Here is a 22,959-nt window from a genome sequence, read left to right as displayed (position 1 = left end):
GATCATCTTATATATCTTTTACTCTATTGTTTTTGCCAAACTCCCCGATCTCTGCAAACAGAAACCGGGGAGTCCTATTTATTTATTCTTATTCTACTGCATCAAGCAGGATCTGATAGCTTGGATAATTACCGGATACTATCGTAAACGGCATACCGAGCTCCATCAAAGCAGCTCCTGAATAAACAATACCTGTTTCCTTATCCCGATAGGAACGTTCCGGCGCAAGCCCTCTCAATCGAATATAAAATACAGGATGATTACCATGTGTATTTAATAAAACAGCACCTACAACTGCATGTTTTTTTTCTTCATCGACAGACATCCATGCTCCATATTCCGCCTCAAACGGATTACTTAATCTGTAATAATCTCCTTTTAAAATAACCGGTGCTGCTTCATGATAGGTTTTGATCTGTTCACGGACTGCCGTCTTATCTTCCTCAGATAACTTTCCAAGATCCAGTTCATATCCGAATGCACCTGTCATGGCAACCACACCTCTGGTCTTCATGTCCGTCACTCTGCCGGTCTGATGATTCGGCACCGCAGATACGTGGGCTCCCATCGTTGATAAAGGATACGCAAACGATGTACCATACTGGATACGGATACGATCAACTGCATCTGTATTATCACTGCACCATATCTGTGGTGTATAATACAACATACCCATATCAAACCTTCCGCCACCGCCGGAGCAGCCTTCCCATAACATATCCGGAAATGCCTGCGTCAGGCGTTCCAGCAGGTCATATACACCAAGCATATAGTCATACATTACATTTCCCTGCCATACCATACTGTCGGAATATATATCACATAAGCTTCGATTCATATCCCATTTCACATAATTGATATCGCCCTGCCTGAGGACAGCTGCAATCTGTTCATAGATATGATCCACCACCTCCGGATTTGCAAAATCAAGTACAAGCTGATTTCTGCCATGTACCGGATGTTTACCGGGAACCTGAATTGCCCACTCCGGATGTTTTCTGTAAAGATCACTGTTTTCTGAAACCATCTCCGGCTCTATCCAGATACCAAACTGAACACCTTTGTCATGAACCCGTTTTGTCAGCTCCGTAAGAGAACAGCCCAGCTTATCTTCATTTACAATCCAGTCACCAAGGGATGAATTGTCATCATCTCTTGTGCCAAACCAGCCATCATCCATGACCAGAAGCTCTACACCAAGTGCTGCAGCCTGCTCCGCAAGATTAACGATCGCTTCACCATTAAAATCAAAATAACAGGCTTCCCAGCTATTTACAAGAACCGGACGGATCTGATCTTTATATTTCCCGCGACAGATATGCTCTCTCACCAAATGATGCATCTGATTGGATAGCTGTTCCATTCCATACGCTGAATATGACAGAACTGCTTCTGGGGCATAAAATGTCTGCTCCGGCTTTAATTGATAGGAAAAGAAATCCTCCTGAAGACCCATAACCAGACGGATCTGATCAAACTGATCTAATTCTACGCTTCCTTCAAAGCTTCCACTGTACACCAGTGATACACCATAACAGGCTCCGGCGGTCTCTGTTGTGCCATGTTCCGCAAGGATCATATATGGATTATACTGATGTCCGGACGTACCACGATTACTTCCGATTACCTGTCTGCCATGTGTTACCGGTGTTCGCTGCATATTCCGTTCCATTGCATGCCGGCCATAAAATGTCAGTACATCATAATCTCCATACAAAAGATCAAGACATGCGCTGGAAAGCTTCTCCAGATAGATTTCATTCTTTCCGACATTTGTAACTTTTACACTTCTGGTTATTACATCGCAGTCAGGTAATACGCCATATAATAATGTTACCTCTACACCGACTCTTTCGTCCTTCAGATATATGCACAGAGTCTGTGCAGCTTCAGAATGTGCTGCCGGAAGTCCCGGGAGATCATACTTACCATCCTGAATCTGATATCCTGTATAGCGAAGATCAAGTGCCATACAGCCATTTGCTTCACGGATCTTTCCTGCCGTTGTTCTGTAATCACCGGTTCCAAGAACAGGGAATTCCTGAGGAAGTGCATCCAGGGAATAAGTACGATCGTTTCCAAGATCATATGGATTTCCTGAAAAACCTCGATCATAGTAAGTCAGTATATAATCCATTTCCGAATCCAAGCGTTTTCCGTAATACAGATGAAGCAAATAATCATGTGTATCGGCCATCATCTGATAAGTTGTATGTTCCGTATGGAGAGAAAATATTCTTTTCTCTTTGTTATATATAATAGCCATAAATTAAGTCTCCTTTTATTTTACTGCTCCGTTTGCCACACCTGATATGATATGTTTCTGACAAATAATATAGAAGATCAGAATCGGAAGTAACGCTAACAGATAAGATGCAAAAGCCAGATTGTAATTTGTTCCAAACTGAGTCTGGAAATTCAGCTGCGCAAGCGGAAGTGTATTCTGATCACCGGACATAATTACAAGCGGTGTCATAACGTCATTCCATGTGCCAAGGGCTGTAAGGATCGCAACCGTTGCATGCATTGGTTTCATATTCGGGAAGATGATCTTCCAGTAAGTCGTCCATGTAGTGGCTCCGTCAACACAAGCTGCCTCTTCCAGTTCAAGCGGAAGATTATTCAGATATCCTGCATATAACATTGTGTTCATCGGAAGATAAAATACTGTATAAAGTAATACCACACCAATCATATTTGCCAATCCCATTTTTGCTGTCTGTTTTACAAGCGGCATCATCAAAATAGCAAATGGCACGAACATACCACTGACAAGATAAAGATAAATTCCATTATAGATCCGATTCTTTTTCTTGCTTCGTCCAAGTACATAACCAATCAGGGAATGTATTACGATCGATAATGCGATAGTTGCCAGTGTGATAAATAAACTGTTACCGAGAGAATGCCAGAAATCTGTTACCTCCATAGCTTCCTTAAAATTACTCAGACTCCAGTGCTGCGGAAGAGATAAGATTCCATGGATATCATTTGTCATCTCAGATGGCTGCTTAAATGCGATCATAACCGTCATATATAATGGGAACAGGATGGTTACAAGACCAAGGATCAACAGAATCGTAACCCCGATATTATATCGTTCTTTTCCTGTCTTAATCCCCTTTTCTTTATATTCTTTTCTGATCTGTCTCTGCGATTTTTTCATAACTGTTCCTCCTTCTTACCCAGGAAACGCATCTGTAATACAGATATCACAACGATTACTATAAAGAACACGACTGCATTTGCACTCTGGAATCCAAACTGTCCGCCACTCATACCATTGTTGTAGATCAGGTAGGAAATGGATTCTGTGCTCTGCGCAGGACCACCCTTTGTCAACGACATGATCTGGTCAAATACCATCAGGAAGTTCTTCATGCAAAGGACTACATTAATTGTAAAAAACGGAAGGATCAGTGGAAATGTCAGATAACGGAATTTTGCAAATCCGGTTGCACCATCTAAAGATCCTGCTTCGTATACATCTTCCGGAACTGTCTGAAGACCGGATATATAAATGATCGTATTCATCGCGATCGACTGCCATGCACATACTACTGCGATTGCAAGCCAGGCCGTTTTAGAACTTGCCAGCATACTGTTTCCCTCAAAACCAAGCATGATTGCAATCTGTGGCAGAATATAAGTAAAGAAATAGTTAAAAATATAACCAACAACCAGACCGCCTAAGATATTTGGCAGGAAATACAGTCCACGCAGACCGCTCTTAAAACGTATCTTGCTGTTTAATGCCATCGCAAGGATCAGGCTGACAACATTTACGATGATCGTCGTTACTATAGCCAGCTTAAATGTAAACAGATAGGATGAACCAACTCTGGCATCATGAAAAAGATCAATATAGTTTCGAAAACCAACCCACTCATAGCTGCCATACCCACGGAAATTGGTAAAGCTGTAAATCGCACCCTGAATCAAAGGCAATGTGTTGAATGTAAAGAACAATGCTACGATAGGAATTGTGATCAACATAAATGTTCTGGATTTCCCGGACATTTTCTTTTTCTTTTTAACAAACTTCATATCTTCTGTCTTTTTTGTATCCATTTCTATTCCTCCTCTCCGGAATGCTCCTGCTCATATTTGCGAACCTTTGTGATCAGGTCACGATTGTACCGTTTCCATTCCGTATCAAATTTCTTCAAAAACGCTTCTGTATCTCCATCTAACAGGTAGGTCTGAATCAATGCATCTACTGCCATCTCAGATGGATAAAAATGATCCTGATAATCAGTCACGATTCCGTTGTTCAGATATTCCCGCATACCGTCTAACATAGATGCAAGCTTGAAATCACCTTTCTTACAAGGTACTGCGTTCTGATTGTCTATATAGTCCTGTACATTTTCATCCTCTAACAGGAAACGAAGGACTTCATAGGCTGCTTCCTTATTCGGACAGTCTTCCATCACGCAGAACTGAAGATCTACACCGGATGTCAGAACCATGTCATCCTTATTGTTAGAAGCCGGGAATACAAATGAATCAATATTAATATCCGGATTTACTGACTGGATCTGTGGTACAGCATAGCTTCCGATCATATACATTGCCGACTCACCTTTTGCAAATGCTGTGCAAGCATCATTATAAGAATATGCAACCGGATTGGCTTCTCCATACTGAAGCAGGGTTTTCATTTCTTCCGCAACCTGAACATACTGATCGGAAAATGTCGTTTCTCCCTTATTAACATCCTTACATACAGTCGAAGATGTCAATGAAGCTACTGCACTGTTCCATGGAGAAAGACAGGTCCATGTATCCTTGTAGCCCATATAAAACGGAAGAATTCCTTCTGCTTCAATCTCATCGCATAATGCAAGAAGCTCGTCCCATGTTTCCGGGATCGTCCATCCATGCTCCTCAAACATATCCCGGTTGTACAGGATACCGGCAGCATTTGCCACATATGGAACACTGTATGTTCCTTCTGTTGGAATGAATTTCAGATTCTCACAGATTGTCAGATAATTTTCCTTTATATCTGCCAGTCCGTCAAAATCAGAAATATCCATCAACATATCGGCATCAATAAAATTCGAATAATTGATGTCACCGCCAATACCAATGATATCCGGATTATCTTCACGAACAAATCTGGTCTTCAGCACCGTCATTGCATCGTTCGGAGAACTGATCTTCAATTCAATATCATCATGACTGGCATTAAACCGTTCCTCAACTTCTTCAAAATAAGAGGTTGCTTCCGGCTTGTACTGTACCAGTTCGATCACTGTTTTTCCGTCTTTATTATTCTTGCCACACCCCGCCAGTAAGCAGAAACCAGTCATCATTGTAAGTACAAATAATAGTTTTTTCCCTTTTAGCATAAATACATTTCTCCCTTCTTTTATAATATGCTTTTTTAAGTTGTTTTCATTCTAACATATCATAATGCTTGTTAAAATATCGTAATAACGCCAGTTTTATACCAAAATGCATTATTTTTGTCTCACTATTGCATTTATCTAGCATTTTGGTATATAGTAGAAAACAGTAGAGTTTATATTGTGTATTTGTTCTAATTTTTGGAGGTTTTTTTATGCATGAATACCTTTTTTCTATATTTCCAAATGAGAAATTTATAGATCTTGGACTATATCAGTACGGATGGGAACGCTGTACACCGGCCCATCAGTTCGGTCCGGCTGCCAGAACCCACTATCTGTTTCATTATGTTATCTCCGGAACCGGACTTTTAATGGCACAGGACCAAAAAGGAGAGACTAGAAATTATTCGATCAAAAGCGGACAGGGCTTTCTTCTGTATCCGGGACAGATCAGCACCTATATCGCAGATGAGACAAACCCATGGGAATATACCTGGCTGGAATTTGATGGATTACGGGTAAAAGAAGCACTGGACATTGCCGGTTTTTCAAAAGACCAGCCCATCTATCATGCTACCTCAAAGGAATACCGGGAAATCATGATGAACGAAATGCTCTATATTGCCAATCACCCAAACGAACCGCCATTTCACCTAATCGGTCATTCCTACCTTTTTCTGGATGCACTCACCCGTTCCACCGCCTCTACCCAGATGATAAAAACCGGTAAAATGAGCGATTACTATATAAAAGAAGCGATAAACTTCGTAGAGCAGAATTTCCCTTATGACATCTCTATCGAAGATATAGCTGCCTGTTGCGGCATCAACCGCAGCTATCTGGGAAAGATCTTTCATGACTCCATTGGCAAAACGCCACAGGAATTCCTGATAAACTATCGGATGTCCAAAGCAACAGAGCTGCTGAAAATGACTAAATTATCAATTGCAGATATAGGAAATGCAGTCGGCTATCCAAACCAACTGCATTTCTCAAGAGCTTTTAAAAATATATATGGTATCTCCCCCAAAAACTGGCGGGACCAGAATCACTAACATAGAAACCCCTCCGGCAGATGATTATATGTATGTGGTTTCATCTGTCGGAGGGGATTCGTTTCCTTAGTTATAGGTTCCACCTACGCCGGATCCGGCATTGAAGCCAAATAACGCACAACAGATCAGGTCAACGATAAAGGCCGTGCTTAAGACAGCACAGATCAGGATCTGTGTTTTCCGGCTCTTCTTATGCATAAAGCGGCTGAGCTTCGGCGCCGCGATATAGACACCGAACAGACTTCCGATGCCAAATGCAAGTAAGCCGACCAGACAGATCCTTCCATTTAAATTCAGGAAGAATTTCTTATAATTCCAGTAGTGGGAATTAAAGAAGAAATCCAGAATCCAGCTTGCGATATATTCGAGCACGCCACAGATACCCATAGACATCAGGAATAATTTCAATTTATCTGCCTTAAACCGGTCTAACAGGAAGATAATAACGACACCTCCGACACCATAGATCGGAAGCCACGGTCCATACATTGTTCCGCGGTTTACGAGCTCATGATCTCTGACGATGTGGAGCATAACCTCCCACACCCAGCCGACAAAACAGAATGAGAAGAAGAAAAAGATGAAATCCGTCAGCCGGTATTCACTCTTGACTTTGATTCCCTTTGGTACTTCTACTGCTGCATCCTGCAAGAGATATACCGGCACAGCAGTTTCTATACCTTTACAGTATGGTGCTCCGTCAAATGCACGCTCAACAAATGCTTCACTGTCTATTCTCTTTCTAAGATGAAAATACATCTCCACGTCGATCTCTACATCAAACGGTACTGCTACTAACAGACCGGCAATCGGAACAAGCTTTAACAGCATAACAGGAATGCATGACAGATCTGTTACGAACATCTTCCATTTGTATCCATTTGTCATTTCTTTGGATAAAGCTTTTGCCTCTTTCCAGCTAAGTGTCTGATTCTCTGCAACCAGATACGGAATCATCCGGTACTGATAGAATTTGTATATACCACCGACGATCGTAAGATTCCATAAGAACAGAACCACCTTATATACGAACATCGTCCAGATCAATCTCAATAAATGTTTAAAATGAAATGGTGCAAACATACGGTTGATTGATACTTTATCACTGTACCGGCACTCCATCGCATACCGATTCTTTCCAACGATGGCTGCACTCTGAATAAAGAAATGCACGATCATCATAATAAATGCAGATAATAGAAGTGCAATGATCACTTCTCCGGTATTACGTTCCAGATAGGCGGCATTTGCGCCTAACAGCTTAATGATCCATGTCTGACTCTTGGAAGCAACATCGATCAGTCCGATCACAAAATCCGAATGTATAAACGGAACATCCTTTACAATCGGTGTATTTACAGCATAGTCTTTTAAGATTTCCACGTTACTTGCTACATGCGAAGTATCCAGTCCGATTGCCTTGTCAATCCCATTTACAAATGTCGACTGTGCAAATTCATCGACACCTAAAAATGCAAAGATGAAGCAGACTGCAACCAGTGCAAGCCACGCCATCGTTCCACGCTTAAACACCGTGTTCCACGCGCCTTTTCTCAGTTCTTTTCGATTCCAGTTCATATTCTTATGCTCTCCTCCAGCTCTGCTTACTGTATAATCTCATACTGTAACAGCTCGTAGTGCAGCTTCGTTCCCTCTGCGATCCCATTCGGCAGCAAGGCTCTTGCAACCAGCTTATCTTCTTCGGAACCATCCAGATTCTGCAGATGCGCATATTCCCCATCAATCTGTTTTACAATATAATCACATACTAACATTTCCATATCTCCTATCAAAAGCGTTAGCCTGATTATACTATCTCTTTCGACAAAATTCTATCTTTATATGCAATTTGAAATTTACAAAAAAACTTCGCAATCAAAATAAACTGCCTGTACGCATGCATTTAATCATTAGACAAATATATCCACTCGGAAAAGAATTCAATGCATTTTTCGTTATAAGATACACATTGTCAACAAATGCGGGTGTATGTCTGAGCCCGAAGGGCGAGTTCACACAGGAGCATTTGTGAATCAGACATGTGTATCGAATAGAAAATGCATTGATATTTTCAGAGTGGATATATCTGTCTAATGTTATACTGCTTATAAACAATTTATTTTGATTGCGATATTTTTGCTACTTTCCAAAATGGAATAAGCCCTTTTTCTCATATGGCTCACTGGTTGCGGAAAGCATCTCATAACCGATATCCTTGATTGCCTTCTTTGCAGCCTCAGTATCGATATTGTCCTCGCTAATGATCACCGTTTCCCCGCTCTTGGCAGAAGAAGTTACCTTTTTTACCTTGAAATTCTTACGGATCACATCATTCATGTGGGCTTCGCACATACCACACATCATTCCATCAATTTTTAAAGTTGTCTTTATCATCTCAATTCCTTCTTTCGTATTCATTATGTCGCATTTAATATATACCCCACATGGGTATATGTCAATTCTGTTTCTATTATATTGAGAATTAATTATCGCTTAATCGGATATTACTTCACAAATCACTTTTTGAAAAATCATGCTGTATAAAAAGGAAAAACCGGCAGTCCCTAATCTGCCGGTCATCACCGATATCCCCACATCGGTCTCACGCTCTTTTCTTTATACTAAATTCCCAAATGCACTGATCTATTGTCGATCATAGTCAAATTATATCACCCTGCACCACTTTTTGTACACTAACCAAACGGATAGTATTTGCCATTTATTTCATTTATTTTTATCTTTTTTACCTCTTCTTATCGAATCAAACATACACGCACTGTCCAATTTGCGGGTTGTATTTTTATATAGTTCTGATTAAAATAGAAAAAAAGAAGGGAGCACCCCATGACAATTCAGGATTTTGTTTCTCTTTCAGGCGAGATATTGACACAATATTATGACAACAACATTACGCCATTTCTCGATGCATGCCATGAAGATATTCTGTGGATCGGTCCTGCCGAAAAACAGGTGATTCGCACAAAAAAAGTACTGGTCAACACATTTCTGTCTGAACAGCACGAATTAAAATTTGTTCTTCATGATCTGGTTATTACTCCTCTTGCTACGACCAGCAACCGGGTAGTTGAGATCATTATGTTCTTTATGGTTGATACGATATGGCCTGATAACAGCATGAATCGGGTTAATCAGAGGATTCATCTGTCCTGGATCATGAACAACGGAGTTCCTCAGATTCGGCTCTGCCATATCTCAAATGCTATCTCTTACGATGAACGAGATACCATCTATCCGGTGCATTACGATTCCAAATTCCGCGGAATGCCGCTTGCCGGCGTATCCCGCTCGGAACGTTTGTCGTTTAAGGGTACAGATAAATCTCTGCTTTTTCTGAATCGGAATCAGATCCTGTACATAGAATCCCATGGCAGACACTCCAATATCCATACAACCTCCAATTCCTACGAGATTACAGAAAGTCTGATTTCTCTGGAAAAACGCTTCCCGGATTATTTCCTGCGTTGCCACCAGAGTTATTTGATCAATCCTGATTTCGCATCATCAATTGAACGTTTTAAACTTACAATGTCCGATGGCTTTGTAATCCCAATCCCGGAAAAGAAATATACTCAGGTAAAACGTCTGCTTCTGGATTTTATTAACGCCCGGTCATCAGACACCGGAATTTAAAAGATCTTTAAACGGTGCAAATGCTGACGGAATCGCAATCTCCTGCTTCAGCTCTTCTAATGTAACCCAACGAAGATCTTTCGCCTGCTGTTCCATACATTCCATATAAAAGGCTTTCATATGCCATTCTACATGGGAAAAAATATGTGTATATGTTGTCTCCATCCAGATTTCTTTTGGGTGGAGATTTTTTGACGTTACATACGAAAGGATCTCCTGTGTGCTGTAGCTTCCGGGAAGATTCGGAAATTCCCACAATCCATGTAACAACCCTTTCTCTGTCCGCTTCCGTATCGCAACCTTATCTTCATACCGAAGCATCAGCACCGCTTTTTCTTCCACTTTCCGTTTCTTCTTTGCTTCACGAACCGGATACTGCTGCCAGGAATCATGCTTATGAGCTTTACACAATTCCTGTAGTGGACATACCTCACATTTTGGCGCACCATTTGGCAGACAGATTGTTGCTCCAACCTCCATCAGACTCTGTGTCAGCATATCGCAATGTCCATACTGGTACACCTGCAGAAGCTCCTCCCGGATTTTCTTCTTTACTGCCTGCTTGTCGATATTTGACGGATCTTCCATCACTCTGGTATATACCCGGAGGACATTTCCGTCCACTGCAGGAGTGGGCAGATCAAAGCAGATCGAGCCGATTGCTCCCGCCGTATATTCTCCGATTCCCGGCAGGCTCAGGATCTCATCGTATTCTGCAGGGAAGTTTCCCTGCCATTCTATCACCACTTCTCCTGCTGCCTTTTTCAGATTTCTTGCACGGTTATAATATCCAAGTCCTTCCCAAAGTTTCATCAGGCGGTCATCATCTACCTCTGCCAGCGCCTCAATCGTCGGAAGCTCCTGCAAAAATGTTCTGTAATATTCTTTTACTGCTTCCACTCTCGTCTGCTGCAGCATGATCTCCGACAACCATACATGATACGGTTCTTTATCTTTTCTCCATGGAAGATCTCTGGCATGCTCCGGATACCATGCGATCAAATTGTCCGCGATCTGCTTATATATATTCTGCATAAGCTCATTCCATCCTGTTGCGTTTTTGTATTTTATTTCTATCAATGACCAGAGCGGCAATTTTTTATTTTTTTGCCGTTCCGGTCATTTTGATAAGAATAATTATATACTTAAAATCTTCTTCCGCCCATACCACACATAGGTTTTTCTTCTGTTTCCGGTGTTTCTACTACATAATTTGTGCGAAATGCAGCATTTACTTCTGCAATTTCTTTCTTGCCATCAATGTAATCTCTGAAATATTCCATCAAATTCATACCGGAATTCTCACAGCCTTCTTCTTCCTCCCACTGTTTTACAAGTGCAATTCGTTCTGATTTTGTTGTATCTTTAATTAATGTACTTTTCATCTGAAATTACCTTCCTTTTTTCTTTTTTTCCGGGATCTCGATTTCTCTTGCTTCTAACAGTTCCTTCAATGACTGTGGCTCATAATTCATATACGGTTGCATACACCCGACATTGATCGCCAGAAAATCCTGGTCTTCCTCATGAAGATCCTTGCGTTCATTCAGCCGCTTTATGCAGTCCTGAAAAAACACATCCTCCGGGGATTGGTGTGTATGCCCATACAACAGGATATTCCCTCTATGCTGACCATTCCAGAACAGGATCGGATAATGACAAAGCACCAGCTTATATGCATTTCCTCGAATGTTGTCTGTAATCTCTTTGTAATTACAGACCTCCTCGAATAACTGCCGGAGCCTGTAATCTGACAGATCATCATGGTTCCCATGCACAAGAATCTTATGTCCTTTTAACTGCGCAACGAGTGCAATCAATTCTTCACTTTTTCCCCGCTTACTGATGTCGCCAAGAATATAGACCGTATCTCCGTTTGTCACCTTCCGGTTCCATCTGGCAAGCATATCGGTATGCATTTCTTCCAGTGTCTTATATTCTCTTTCGTCATATCCGCTTCCGCTGCCTGAAAGCTGGCTGGCACAGCAGAAATGCAGATCACTGATATAATAATTCATTCTGTGTTTTCACCTCGCAATGTCCTTATGACATTTTTCCTCTCACCAGTTTACATTCTACCAAATAGGTATATCAATTCATCCAGTGGATCTGTTCTCCCTGAACCAGTGGATATCTAAAAAGCTCGGAGCCATCCAGATCACAATGGTACATATCCACACCTGTGATCTGGTGGTTGTCGTATGTTGTATAATAATAAATTCCTTTATCTGCATTACAGCAGGAAGTATAGAGTGTGATCTCATATTTGCCATCTGCCACTTCACAGCATCCACGCTGCTGATCGACCGATCCGAGAATATGGAAGAACTGGCTGATACTCTCTGCCTCGCTGTCACCGGATTTCGAATTCATTTTTGTAAATGCGACCTTCGCAAATCGTGACGCTGACGACAGATCACCCGGCAAACCAAGTGCACCCATGCCCCTGCTGTAAGACTGTAACTGCAGCTGCTCTGCGAAAGTATTTTCCGGCTGCTTCGGAGATAAGCCCTGATAATTATTCAATAAAAACATCTGTGTCTCAAATGGTGGATTGTTCGTGAGAACTCCGACCGGATTCTCATGTATATGCATTCCATCCGCCATACACTCAACTGTGATCGCAGCATTTCGATCTGCTATGATCCAGTGTAACTGTGCCGATGGAAGCTGTTCGCTGAAAGGTGTTCCGACCAGATTCATCCGGTCAAGCAATGCCCGTACCTCGTCCAGATCCGCACACTGTCCAAGTATCCACGGGATAAATTCAAACTGTGCAACATTATCCCTGCCAGCTTCTACTGCCTGATAAACTGCATTTCCAACAAAATTAAGTCCCGCCATACCGACACCCTTTTCATTGATCGCATCATAATAAAGCGGATACCCACCTGCCACATGCGCCATGCCAATGATCGCATAATGTGAATTCCTCTTTCCCATATGACGAAACTCAAACGGGAACTTTCTCGGCGCCACCGTAATCTCATCCCCATAAGAAAATTCATAATCTAACGTTCTGCCAAAATAAAAATCCTTCGTTTTATACGTCGCTGCTGTACACATCTATAACCATCATCCTTTCCTGTTTTCTCAATTTTGCAATCTTGCACTCATCAAGTTCAAAATTATATTCTTATTATTTTCATATACTACACATGTTACTATTAGCATTCGCATAAAACAATGGTTCAATTATAAAAGAATTATAAAAAGCGGCATTCTTGCAAAAGCATTTCCGTATAACCAGCTATTCACTATAATATAACATCAGCGAGGATTTCGTTATGACATGCACATTGCCAGTAAATGCGAGTGCTTGTATGAGCCGAAGGCGAGTTGCACAGGAGCATTTACGAATCAGGCATGTGCATGGAATAGAAACCACAGCGAGTTATATATAGTGAGTAGCTGATTATACAGAAATGTCTCTGCAAGAATGACGCTTCCAGATTCTATTCTTCCATGTATTCAATATAATCTGTTTCATCCGCAAAAAGCTGGTATCTTCCATCTACATATCCCATATAACCTTCCGTTACAAAATATCCTTTTATCATAATTCCGATCTCCTGTACATTTGTTCTGTCCTATAAAGTTCCGATTTTCTTTGAATTTCCTGTATTTTTTATACAGTCAACCCGTTTATGGCTTTATATTACAGTTTTATATGCACAAAAAATCGTACATCTTTTAAACCAGCAAAATATCAGACAGATTTGCCTGAATTCCTGCTGCCACCTCCGGCTTGTTCATGGAATATACATGAATGTGCTTTACGCCATTTGCCAGAAGATCTATGATCTGATCAGTCGCATAAGCAATACCTGCCTGCTTCATTGCAGCTTCGGTATCTCCAAACCGGTCAACAATATTCTTGAAACGTTCCGGCACATTGCAGCCGGATAATTTGACGGCATTTTTCACCTGAACCCGCTTCGTGATCGGCATAATTCCCGGAATCACCGGCACAGCAATCCCAGCTTCTCTGATACGATACATGAAATTAAAGAAAATATTGTTATCAAAAAACATCTGTGTAGTCAGATATTCACATCCCGCTTCCACTTTCTTTTTCAGGTTTGCAATATCATCCTGCTTGTTTGCAGAATCCGGATGAACCTCCGGATAACAAGCTCCGCCCACACAGAAGTCTCCGCTCTCTTTTATTAATTTTACCAGCTCCGATGCGTGAGCAAAATCAGTAAATACCTGTCCATCATAATTCTTTGGAATATCCCCACGAAGTGCCAGGATATTTTCAATCCCTGCATTTTTCATTTCAGAAAGTGCTGTCCGGATGCTGTCTTTATTTGCGCATACACAGGTCAGATGCGCAATCGTCGGAACTCCGTATTTTTCTTGAATCTCATTTGCAAGCTTGATCGTATGTCCTTTTGTGCTGCCACCCGCCCCATATGTAACACTCATATAACTCGGCCGTAATGCCGCAATTCCAAGTGCCGCAGCTTCCACACTTGCAAAATCTGTATCCTTCTTCGGTGGAAAAACCTCAAATGACAATGTTGCTTTCTCCTGCCCTATAATATCTCTTATCTTCATGTATTTCCTCCTGTCATTTCATCTCTTTTGTATATCTGCAGTTGGGATAATTCGTGCATCCCAGAGAATTTTCTCATCCTTTTTCATTATATAAATTCTACGATAATATGACAATAACAACATTCTTTTCTGCCATACCATGAAAACTTTCGAAAAGTTTGCTGGCGTAATCCCACATTTTCCTGTATAGTATATGGGTATGTAATTTGTTTGGAGGAGTTATCAAAAGATGAAAAAACGTGAATCATTTAACAACAAATGGGGATTTGTCCTCGCCTGTATCGGCTCAGCGGTCGGCATGGGTAATATCTGGATGTTCCCAACCAGAGTATCCCTCTATGGCGGAGGCTCTTATCTGATCCCTTACTTCATATTCGTTATCCTGATCGGATTCACCGGTGTGATCGGCGAAATGAGTTTCGGACGTGCTACCAAATCCGGTCCGGTCGACGCTTTCGGCTATGCCTGTGGAACAAAGGGTAAACAAAAACTTGGCGAACTTCTTGGTTTTATACCGGTACTTGGCGCACTTGCCATGGCGATCGGCTATACTGTCGTAATGGGCTGGATCTTAAAATATATGATCGGTGCATTTACCGGTTCAACACTTGCACCGGAAAATGTAGAATCCTTTGGTGCCGCATTTGGCTCAACCGCTTCTGCATTCGGCAATAACCTGTGGCAGATCATTGCACTCGCTGTCGGCATTATCATTCTGATGTTTGGTATCGGAAACGGAATCGAAAAGGCAAATAAGATCCTGATGCCTCTGTTCTTTATCCTGTTTATCATTCTTGCGATCTATACCGCCTGCCAGCCGGGTGCTGCCGAAGGATATAAATATATCTTTCGGATCGAGCCAAAGGTTCTCGCCGATCCAAAGACATGGATCTACGCACTTGGCCAGGCATTTTTCTCCCTGTCTGTTGCAGGAAATGGGACACTGATCTATGGCTCTTATCTGCCGGACGAAGAAAATATACCGGAAGCTGCCGGACAGGTTGCTTTATTTGATACGATCGCTGCGTTACTTGCAGCCCTCGTTATCATTCCGGTTATGGCAACGACCGGTGCGCAGTTAGACCAGGGTGGTCCGGGACTTATGTTCATCTATCTGCCTGCCCTGTTCAAATCTATGCCGGGCGGACATATCATCGCCATGATCTTCTTCGTTGCAGTATTCTTTGCAGGCTTGTCCTCATTGATCAATCTGTACGAAGCTCCGATCGCAACGATTCAGGAAAAGCTTGGATTAAATCGTAAATTATCCTGTGGTGTGATCGCAGGAATCGGCGTGATCGTATCCATCTGTATTCAGGGAATCGTATCCGGCTGGATGGATGTTCTGTCCATCTATATCTGCCCGCTTGGTGCAGGACTTGCCGGAATCATGTTCTTCTGGGTATGCGGTAAGAAATATGTAGAGGAGCAGGTAAACCTTGGACGTGAAAAGAAGTTCACAGACAAATTCCTGCCAATCTGTAAATATGTCTATTGCCCTATCTGCATTCTGGTTTTAATACTTGGAATCGCATTAGGCGGAATCGGCTAAAACAGGGATAATGCGAGATTCAGATACTTCTATTTATAACAATACCCCTATTGAATAACACACTACGATTTCTCGTTCATGTTATATCAATAGGGGTATTATTATAAATATAAAATATCTGAATCTCGGCATTACTCCCCGTCATTAGGAATGCCATTTGCCAGGTATTCATTCCACTTGGCGTTGTTACGCTCCAGTTCTTTTTTCTGCATGATGCGGTTGCGGTCTGTGAGGATCGCGAGCATCTCATCTACGACCTCCTCCATAGGAAGGGTCTGATAATGTGACAAATAGCCGATCATACGACCGGCTGTAAAATCTGTATTCAGATTCTGTGTTATAACCTCGCAGAATTCCACCGGATAGCCCCGGTCAAGCATCATCTGATATAGGTTTTTACTTGCTTCTGATCTTGGTTTCATTTATGATCACCTGACTATTCTTTCGATATATATCTGCATATCCAATTATGCATCCAAACGGTTCGCTGATCGTCCGATCTGCTCTCCCATTTTCACCAGTGTTTCCATTCCTGATCCGGTATGTTCCAATAAATCCTGATCCGGTATCACGACATTCTTCTGTGTCAACAGAATGATCGTTGAACCGCCGAATTCAAATCGTCCTTTTTCAACACCCTTATGAACAAATCCCAAGCCTTGCTGATTATTACTGATCTTACCAACCATCAATGCCCCGACTTCCATCTGAAGAAGCGTTCCAAACTGCTCCGTCTTTATCAGACAAAACTCTCTGGAATTCATCTTGTAGATCGGACAGACATCATTTGCAACCGGGTTCACCGTATGCAGAATTCCTGCTATCTTACGCTGTTCGGATTTTCTTCCATCTGCTGCATAGCAATACCTGTGATAATCATCTACCGTCAATCGGATCACATAAATATGTCCGTCCAGATATCGCTTAGCCAGCTTCTTGTCCTGCAACAACTGTTCCAATGTATACCCGGTGTGTTTAATAAGAAAATGTCCATTTTCATGGATCTTATACACACTGACCTTTCCATCACTTGGGCTGACCAGCGCATTTGCATCCGGATTAACCGGTCGTTCTTCTGCTCTGATCTTTCGAGTGAAAAAATCATTATATGAATCAAATATCTGTTTCTCATATAAGGACAGATCAATGCCATTCTTCTTTACAAACCCCGGAACTGCCAGTCCTGAAATCCGGGTATCCAAAAATGCCCCGCCTATGCGGGACACTACCGGTGACAGAAAGGGACGGATCAGACACCTCGTCACTGCATGTCCATAGATAAATGCAAGCAGGCGATCCTGACCGGTCTCGCCCTGTCTTTTATGTCCTTTTCGATCTATATATATGATACTCATTTTCTTTTCTCCAATCTTCTCCTACCATATATGGAGCATTCGAAGTACCGCCAGCGTTACAACGCCAACGATGATCGCCAGTGTGCGGTTCTTTGGTTTACGGAATTTGAAATTTGTAATAAACAGCAAACCGACCAACAGTACCAACGCATGAAGGCTAAGCATGAATTCCCGCTTGCCAAGCATCGGCTTAAATACTGCCAGAAGTGGCAAAAGCACAGCCATAGATGTGATCGGAAGTCCCTGATAATATTTACGTTTTTCCTCTGTCTCATCCTGTCTGACTTCCTCAGAAACATTGAACCATGCCAGACGGATGAGACCTGCCAGCACATAGAATAACAGGATCGCAACACCAGTCAATCCACGCATTCCCATGCGGTAGCAAAGGATTGCCGGTGAAACTCCAAAGCAGACAATATCCGCCAGAGAATCAATCTGGATTCCAAATCGTTTTTCAACCTCTGTACGATCTTTCTTTGTCCGTGCAACCTTGCCGTCAAACATATCGCACAAACCGGAAATTGCCAGACATACAAGCGCCATCCGGCAGTCGCCATTTAACGAAAATAACATACCACCGATGGACACCATCAGACTGATATATGTAAGAATTACTGTATAATCATAAACACCTAACATTTCTCTACCACACTTTTCTTTTTTCTTCCAATAGTAAAATTTGCAACAATCGTAAATATCGCACTGAGGATCAGTTCCGTATAATACCCCAGGCCACGGGACAATACCATACCCGGAAGGAGAAGCATACTTCCAAATACCGGAAGGAAGATATCAAGGAATATCTTCTCACTGATTCCCATTCCGCCCGGAAGCGGCAACATATCAACTGCAACCGCGATCGATCCCTGAAGAAGTATCACGGTAAACGCCGATGTTCCTTTTAATCCAAATGCAAGATATACGAACCAGGTTGCTGCAAACAACGCAAACCGCTGCACCATCGTAATAAGAAATACAACGATCAGCACCTTTTTATTTTCCTGCAAATAAACAGCAGCCCCCCGATACTGATCCATCGACTGAACCAGCTTCTTTGCTCTTGACTTTCTATGTTTTAATATATGGATTCTTTCTAACAAAATATGCCCTTTGATCATAATTGACTTTGCAAAATTCGGATGAAATGCAAATACAACCATAATCGCTACACACACCACATTTAATCCCAGTCCGAGATAAAACCAGAAGATTGCATCCGATAAATACCGATGTATAAATCCCTGCCCGAAGATCACCAATGCAACACCAAGCAGTACCAGTACCATCTTGTAGATAATGGTTATGATCAACAATACCATCGTTGAGATCGGAATCGGTATATCTTCTTTCTTCATATAGTAAACCTGTGCCGGCTGACCGCCCGATGCAGACGGAGTAATGCAGCTAAAGAAAAAGCCAACGGATGAAAATAAAAAGCAGATCCATTTCTTTACCTTTATACCTAGTGAATGCATCAGATAATGAATAATGATAGATTCTCCCCATATGAAGATTATTACACAGATAACGCCGGGAATCAACCAAAACGGGTTCACAGTTTTAATTATTTCGATGATCCGCCCCATATCCTTGCCATGAAACACACCATAAAGGGTTGCTGCAAAGATCAGAAGCAAAAATATTATATTAAATATCCATTTTTTCTTACTCTCCATAATCCCTCATTTCCAGTTCCACTTCTTTATGCACGAAGCATTTTTACTGTTTCTTTACCATATCTTTGCCAATATCTGTTTCAGTATATCACAACGTTTGAAAAAAATGTTAAATCTGACATTAATATCACATTAATAATATTTAATGTTGTATTGCAAAGTGTTTTTAATTCCTTATTCACCTTCCATCGCTTATATGACAACACAACTGAAAAACATTACAGAAAAACGTATTTTTTATAATCCAATCTTGACGACATTTGTCGATAGTGTTTAAATAGATTCTGCTTCTAATGTTTGAAAAAATTTATTTGAAAATACTACTTTGGGATTATAGATATGAAAACGATAAAGTCAAAAGAAATGGATATGTTAAACGGGGGATTGGTTGGCAAGCTGATCCTTTTTTCACTGCCGCTTGCATTCAGCAGCATTTTACAGCAATTATTCAACTCCGCAGATGTCGCTGTTGTCGGCAGATTTGCCGGAGATAATGCGCTCGCTGCAGTCGGAAGCTGTGTGGCTCTGGTCGGCATCTTTGTCAACCTGATCGTCGGTCTGGCTGTGGGACCAAATGCCGTCCTCGCTAATCTGATCGGTCAAAAACAGCGCGACAAGATCAACGATATGGTACATACGATCCTGACATTTGGCACAATTCTCGGACTTGGGCTTATGATCCTCGGCTTTGCCTCTGCCCGGATCATTCTGGAACTATCCGGTACTCCGTCCGGTGTTCTTGCCGAAGCACTGTTATATATCCGCATCTATTTCTTAAGCATTCCGTTTATGACCGTTTATAATTTTGGAGCTGCCATTCTGCGAAGCTTCGGTGATACCAGACGACCAATGTTCTATCTTATCATCTCCGGTATCGTAAATGTCATCCTGAATCTGATCCTCGTCATCTGCTTTCATCTGGGTGTTGCCGGTGTTGCCATTTCCACTGTAATCTCTAATGTTATCAGTGCTGTTATGGTCATGGTATACCTTTACCGCAGAGATGATGAATTTGCATTTCGGTTCAACCGGATGAAGATTGTACGCTCGTATCTGCGCAAGATCCTTCAGATCGGTATTCCATCCGGTATCCAGGGAACCATTTTCTCGATCTCAAATGTTTTTATCCAGAGTGGTATTAATTCATTTGGCAAATTTGCGATTGCAGGTTCTTCTCTTGCACTTAATTTTGAATATTTTACCTATGACATTGCAAATGCATTTGCACAGGCAACGGTCACCTTCACCAGCCAGAACTATGGCGCAGGAAACATCAAACGCTGCAAGAAGGTGTTCTGGTTAAATATGCTGTTTGGCATTGTCTTCACAGAGATTCTCGCAGTTATCTTTATCGTATGGAGTGACTTTTTCGTCGGAATCTACACAAAAAGTACAGCAGTCGCTGCCTATGCTTTGATCCGTATGTATCATGTCTGCTCATTGGAAGGTCTAACCACTACTTACGAGGTTGAAAGTGCCGCTCTCCGTGGTATGGGCAAATCAGTGGAACCTGCAATCTTCACCATCTTAGGAACGGTTGTTTTCCGCTTGATCTGGCTTGGAACAGTCTTCCGCCTGCGTTCAACATTTGACTGGCTGCTGAATGTATATGCGGCTTCATGGATATTTACCGGATGCGCACTGTTTATCGTGTATGTAAGACATATGAAGAAGGTGGAGAGGAATTTTGCTTCCACCCATCAAAATCTGTAATAAATTATTAAATTAAATACTTTTTTGTCTGTCAAATTTCTGGTATATTGTATACATATATTATTAAAGGGAGGGTAACATATGAGTCAATATCATTCACTATCCAATGAAATTTCTGAACGGATCAAAGAAGACCGCATAAAACATACAGAAAATCCATACGCATGTAAAGATACACAGATCATCAGGCGATATGCGAATCATGACAATCCAAAACTCTGGCGTCCTGCTTTTGTAATGGACGTCGAAAAAATCCTACATAATAATTATTACAATCGATATTCAGATAAAACGCAGGTTCTATCCTGCTATAAAAACGATGATGTCTCCCGCCGTGCACTTCATGTACAGTTAGTTTCAAGAATTGCACGCACAATCGGCGCAAGTCTCAATCTTAATCTAGATCTTATCGAAGCGATTTCACTTGGTCATGATATCGGACATACCCCTTTCGGTCATGCAGGAGAACGTTTCCTGAATGAATTATATTCAGAAAATACAAGCCGCTTATTTAATCATAATGTCCAAAGTGTCCGGGTTCTGGATAAACTGGTGTGCCGAAATGTCAGCTTACAGGTCCTGGACGGAATTCTTTGTCATAATGGTGAAATGGAACAACAGGAATATACCCCTAAAAAACTGAATACTTTTGCTGAATTTGATAGAAATGTTGAAAGCTGCTATACCGACATCACTGCAAATAAAAAACAAATCCCATCAACTTTAGAAGGGTGTATTATGCGTATCAGTGATATTATTGCATATATCGGAAAGGATCGGCAGGATGCAGCCAAGATTGGACTTGTTCCAGAACAGCCTCCATTCTCCTCCGGAGCTATTGGCACTACAAATGCAGAAATTATTAATAACATGACTGTCAGTATTATAGAAAACAGTTATGGAAAATCATACATCAGCATGGACGAAGAAATCTATGAAGCTTTTTCCCTCGCCAAAAAAGAAAACTATGAATGGATATATGGTGATCCTAAAATTGAGACTATGTACACAAATAATGTCAGACCAATGTTTTATGAACTTTATACAGAACTATTAAAACAAGCAAAAAACCATGATAAAAACTCTATTCTGTACAAACACCATATTGAATATCTGCGAACAGCCAATAAGGCTTCCCGCTATTTTAATGTAAATACTTTCATAGATGAATACTGGAATAGTGATCCGAATGACATCGTAGTTGATTTTATTGCCAGTATGACAGATGATTATTTTGTTGATCTATATCACTATCTGTTTCCAAATGGGAAATATAATGTAAATTATATAGGATATTTTGACACTATTTCCTGATAAATTTCATACCTTGTTCCCTCATGGGTGGGGAACAAGGGTATAAAATCCAAATTTCTGCCATTTTTATGATATCTTTCTTCTCCTTTTATCTATATTTAATACTTCAATTTGCATTCTTCACTATTTTAGGACATCTTTCTATATTTTTATATTCATTTACCCCACTATAAGAATCTTTAAACATATACTCTTTTGTATTAAATATGTAGCCGCCATTATTATCTATCTGGAACGGAACAACTAAAATTTAATCGCCTGATGATGAAAGAACAACATATTCTTTATCGTAAATAACAAATTCATACCGTGTTTTGTCCTCTATCGATATACTAAGTTTTATCATTGTACCAACAAGCATCATCAATATACTACCTAATAAAGCAACTGTTAGTATCGGTTATCCCTGTGGGTAAACACGACCTCACAATTCATCTGAGAAAGCACAGACATGACTTCCCCAAGATCCTGTTCCGATCTTCGGATCACCTGCTTCTCCAGATTTTCCTGCTGGCTCTTCGGCATCTCCAGATAATGAAGATACAACGATGTCTCCAATGTTCGGGAATTACAGATGCTTTTGTGAAAATAACTGCTGACGATCATGTAGAGCACATATGTGGTCTGTTCCTGAATGTTGTTTCTTTTTTCTGTAAATTTGTATGCCATATCAGCACCTCCATTGAAAATAATATAAAAAAGGTATATATCCGGACAGAC

At 41.2% G+C, this 22,959-nt stretch carries 22 protein-coding genes; 5 read left to right on the top strand and 17 right to left on the bottom strand.

The features are described 5' to 3' along the window. Positions 1-88: 88 nt before the first annotated feature. From DXB77_RS01540 to DXB77_RS01525, 4 genes are read right to left on the bottom strand one after another with little or no spacing between them, the layout of a single operon-like run. Positions 89-2,266 carry an alpha-galactosidase gene (locus DXB77_RS01540; RefSeq protein ID WP_118662520.1) on the bottom strand — a complete coding sequence of 726 codons (2,178 nt, stop codon included), beginning with the start codon at positions 2,264-2,266 and terminating at the stop codon, positions 89-91. A 15-nt stretch (positions 2,267-2,281) separates the two neighbouring features. After that, positions 2,282-3,166 carry a carbohydrate ABC transporter permease gene (locus tag DXB77_RS01535; protein WP_181986464.1) on the bottom strand — a complete coding sequence of 295 codons (885 nt, stop codon included), beginning with the start codon at positions 3,164-3,166 and terminating at the stop codon, positions 2,282-2,284. Beyond that, positions 3,163-4,020, bottom strand: a complete 858-nt coding sequence (locus tag DXB77_RS01530) for a sugar ABC transporter permease (RefSeq protein WP_347470664.1) — start codon at positions 4,018-4,020, stop codon at positions 3,163-3,165. The genes DXB77_RS01535 and DXB77_RS01530 overlap by 4 nt, the downstream gene beginning before the upstream one ends. 53 nt (positions 4,021-4,073) lie before the next feature. Beyond that, positions 4,074-5,357, bottom strand: a complete 1,284-nt coding sequence (locus DXB77_RS01525) for an extracellular solute-binding protein (RefSeq protein ID WP_118662519.1) — start codon at positions 5,355-5,357, stop codon at positions 4,074-4,076. A 212-nt stretch (positions 5,358-5,569) separates the two neighbouring features. Here DXB77_RS01525 and DXB77_RS01520 point away from each other — a divergent pair, with 212 nt between their 5' ends. Then, positions 5,570-6,412, top strand: a complete 843-nt coding sequence (locus DXB77_RS01520; RefSeq protein ID WP_118662518.1) for an AraC family transcriptional regulator — start codon at positions 5,570-5,572, stop codon at positions 6,410-6,412. Positions 6,413-6,478: 66 nt separating this feature from the next. Here DXB77_RS01520 and DXB77_RS01515 read toward each other — a convergent pair whose 3' ends face one another. The 3 genes from DXB77_RS01515 to DXB77_RS01505 all read right to left on the bottom strand — a co-directional run bounded on the left by DXB77_RS01515 (position 6,479) and on the right by DXB77_RS01505 (position 8,806). After that, positions 6,479-7,990 carry a DUF975 family protein gene (locus DXB77_RS01515; protein WP_118662517.1) on the bottom strand — a complete coding sequence of 504 codons (1,512 nt, stop codon included), beginning with the start codon at positions 7,988-7,990 and terminating at the stop codon, positions 6,479-6,481. A 26-nt stretch (positions 7,991-8,016) separates the two neighbouring features. Then, the gene (locus DXB77_RS01510) at positions 8,017-8,187 is read right to left on the bottom strand and encodes a hypothetical protein (protein WP_021943314.1); all 171 of its coding nucleotides are present in this window, start codon (positions 8,185-8,187) and stop codon (positions 8,017-8,019) included. A gap of 364 nt (positions 8,188-8,551) precedes the next feature. Then, positions 8,552-8,806, bottom strand: coding sequence for a heavy metal-associated domain-containing protein (locus DXB77_RS01505; protein ID WP_021943313.1), 255 nt, complete (start codon positions 8,804-8,806; stop codon positions 8,552-8,554). Between the two features lie 450 nt (positions 8,807-9,256). Here DXB77_RS01505 and DXB77_RS01500 point away from each other — a divergent pair, with 450 nt between their 5' ends. After that, positions 9,257-10,063, top strand: a complete 807-nt coding sequence (locus tag DXB77_RS01500; RefSeq protein WP_118662516.1) for a LytTR family DNA-binding domain-containing protein — start codon at positions 9,257-9,259, stop codon at positions 10,061-10,063. On the opposite strand, the gene mutY is transcribed toward DXB77_RS01500, so the two are convergent. The 5 genes from mutY to metF all read right to left on the bottom strand — a co-directional run bounded on the left by mutY (position 10,046) and on the right by metF (position 14,626). After that, positions 10,046-11,098 (bottom strand): A/G-specific adenine glycosylase, encoded by a 1,053-nt coding sequence (gene mutY, locus DXB77_RS01495; protein ID WP_243100125.1) that lies wholly within the window; start codon positions 11,096-11,098, stop codon positions 10,046-10,048. The genes DXB77_RS01500 and mutY overlap by 18 nt on opposite strands. A gap of 110 nt (positions 11,099-11,208) precedes the next feature. Then, the gene (locus tag DXB77_RS01490; protein WP_008399828.1) at positions 11,209-11,448 is read right to left on the bottom strand and encodes a hypothetical protein; all 240 of its coding nucleotides are present in this window, start codon (positions 11,446-11,448) and stop codon (positions 11,209-11,211) included. Between the two features lie 6 nt (positions 11,449-11,454). Continuing rightward, positions 11,455-12,081, bottom strand: coding sequence for a metallophosphoesterase (locus tag DXB77_RS01485; RefSeq protein ID WP_118662515.1), 627 nt, complete (start codon positions 12,079-12,081; stop codon positions 11,455-11,457). Positions 12,082-12,154: 73 nt separating this feature from the next. Continuing rightward, a complete protein-coding gene (gene bsh, locus DXB77_RS01480) occupies positions 12,155-13,129 on the bottom strand; it encodes a choloylglycine hydrolase (protein ID WP_118662514.1) in 975 nt (324 codons plus the stop codon). 627 nt (positions 13,130-13,756) lie between these two features. Beyond that, positions 13,757-14,626, bottom strand: a complete 870-nt coding sequence (gene metF / locus DXB77_RS01475; RefSeq protein ID WP_021943305.1) for a methylenetetrahydrofolate reductase [NAD(P)H] — start codon at positions 14,624-14,626, stop codon at positions 13,757-13,759. A gap of 229 nt (positions 14,627-14,855) precedes the next feature. On the opposite strand from metF, the gene DXB77_RS01470 reads away from it, so the two are divergent. Further along, entirely contained in the window at positions 14,856-16,178 is a 1,323-nt protein-coding gene (locus tag DXB77_RS01470; protein WP_117807108.1) for a sodium-dependent transporter, read from the top strand. Between the two features lie 131 nt (positions 16,179-16,309). Here the strand turns inward: DXB77_RS01470 and DXB77_RS01465 are convergent, their stop codons facing one another. Genes DXB77_RS01465 through DXB77_RS01450 form a run of 4 tightly spaced genes read right to left on the bottom strand, consistent with a single transcriptional unit; the run spans position 16,310 to position 19,212 of the window. Next, positions 16,310-16,600 (bottom strand): hypothetical protein, encoded by a 291-nt coding sequence (locus tag DXB77_RS01465; protein WP_118662513.1) that lies wholly within the window; start codon positions 16,598-16,600, stop codon positions 16,310-16,312. Positions 16,601-16,645: 45 nt separating this feature from the next. Next, the gene (locus DXB77_RS01460) at positions 16,646-17,533 is read right to left on the bottom strand and encodes a phosphatidylserine decarboxylase (protein ID WP_118662512.1); all 888 of its coding nucleotides are present in this window, start codon (positions 17,531-17,533) and stop codon (positions 16,646-16,648) included. Between the two features lie 21 nt (positions 17,534-17,554). After that, on the bottom strand, positions 17,555-18,175 hold the full coding sequence (locus DXB77_RS01455) for a CDP-alcohol phosphatidyltransferase family protein (protein WP_008399837.1): 621 nt from the start codon (positions 18,173-18,175) through the stop codon (positions 17,555-17,557). Beyond that, positions 18,169-19,212 (bottom strand): lysylphosphatidylglycerol synthase transmembrane domain-containing protein, encoded by a 1,044-nt coding sequence (locus tag DXB77_RS01450; RefSeq protein WP_118484378.1) that lies wholly within the window; start codon positions 19,210-19,212, stop codon positions 18,169-18,171. The genes DXB77_RS01455 and DXB77_RS01450 overlap by 7 nt, the downstream gene beginning before the upstream one ends. Before the next feature lie 339 nt (positions 19,213-19,551). On the opposite strand from DXB77_RS01450, the gene DXB77_RS01445 reads away from it, so the two are divergent. Together DXB77_RS01445 and DXB77_RS01440 are read left to right on the top strand one after the other, a co-directional pair. Next, positions 19,552-20,925 carry an MATE family efflux transporter gene (locus DXB77_RS01445; protein ID WP_118662511.1) on the top strand — a complete coding sequence of 458 codons (1,374 nt, stop codon included), beginning with the start codon at positions 19,552-19,554 and terminating at the stop codon, positions 20,923-20,925. 81 nt (positions 20,926-21,006) lie between these two features. Beyond that, positions 21,007-22,239, top strand: a complete 1,233-nt coding sequence (locus DXB77_RS01440; protein WP_118662510.1) for an HD domain-containing protein — start codon at positions 21,007-21,009, stop codon at positions 22,237-22,239. Positions 22,240-22,629: 390 nt separating this feature from the next. Here DXB77_RS01440 and DXB77_RS01435 read toward each other — a convergent pair whose 3' ends face one another. Further along, complete coding sequence (locus DXB77_RS01435; protein ID WP_117807100.1) at positions 22,630-22,908, bottom strand: hypothetical protein; 279 nt, start codon at positions 22,906-22,908, stop codon at positions 22,630-22,632. Between the last annotated feature and the right edge of the window lie 51 nt (positions 22,909-22,959).

It is taken from the genome of Clostridium sp. OM05-9, assembly GCF_003481465.1.
In the GTDB taxonomy this organism is placed as follows: domain Bacteria; phylum Bacillota; class Clostridia; order Lachnospirales; family Lachnospiraceae; genus Coprococcus; species Coprococcus ammoniilyticus.
The sequence above is the reverse complement of the archived record's forward strand: the minus strand, read 5'-3'. Positions and strand labels throughout refer to the sequence as shown.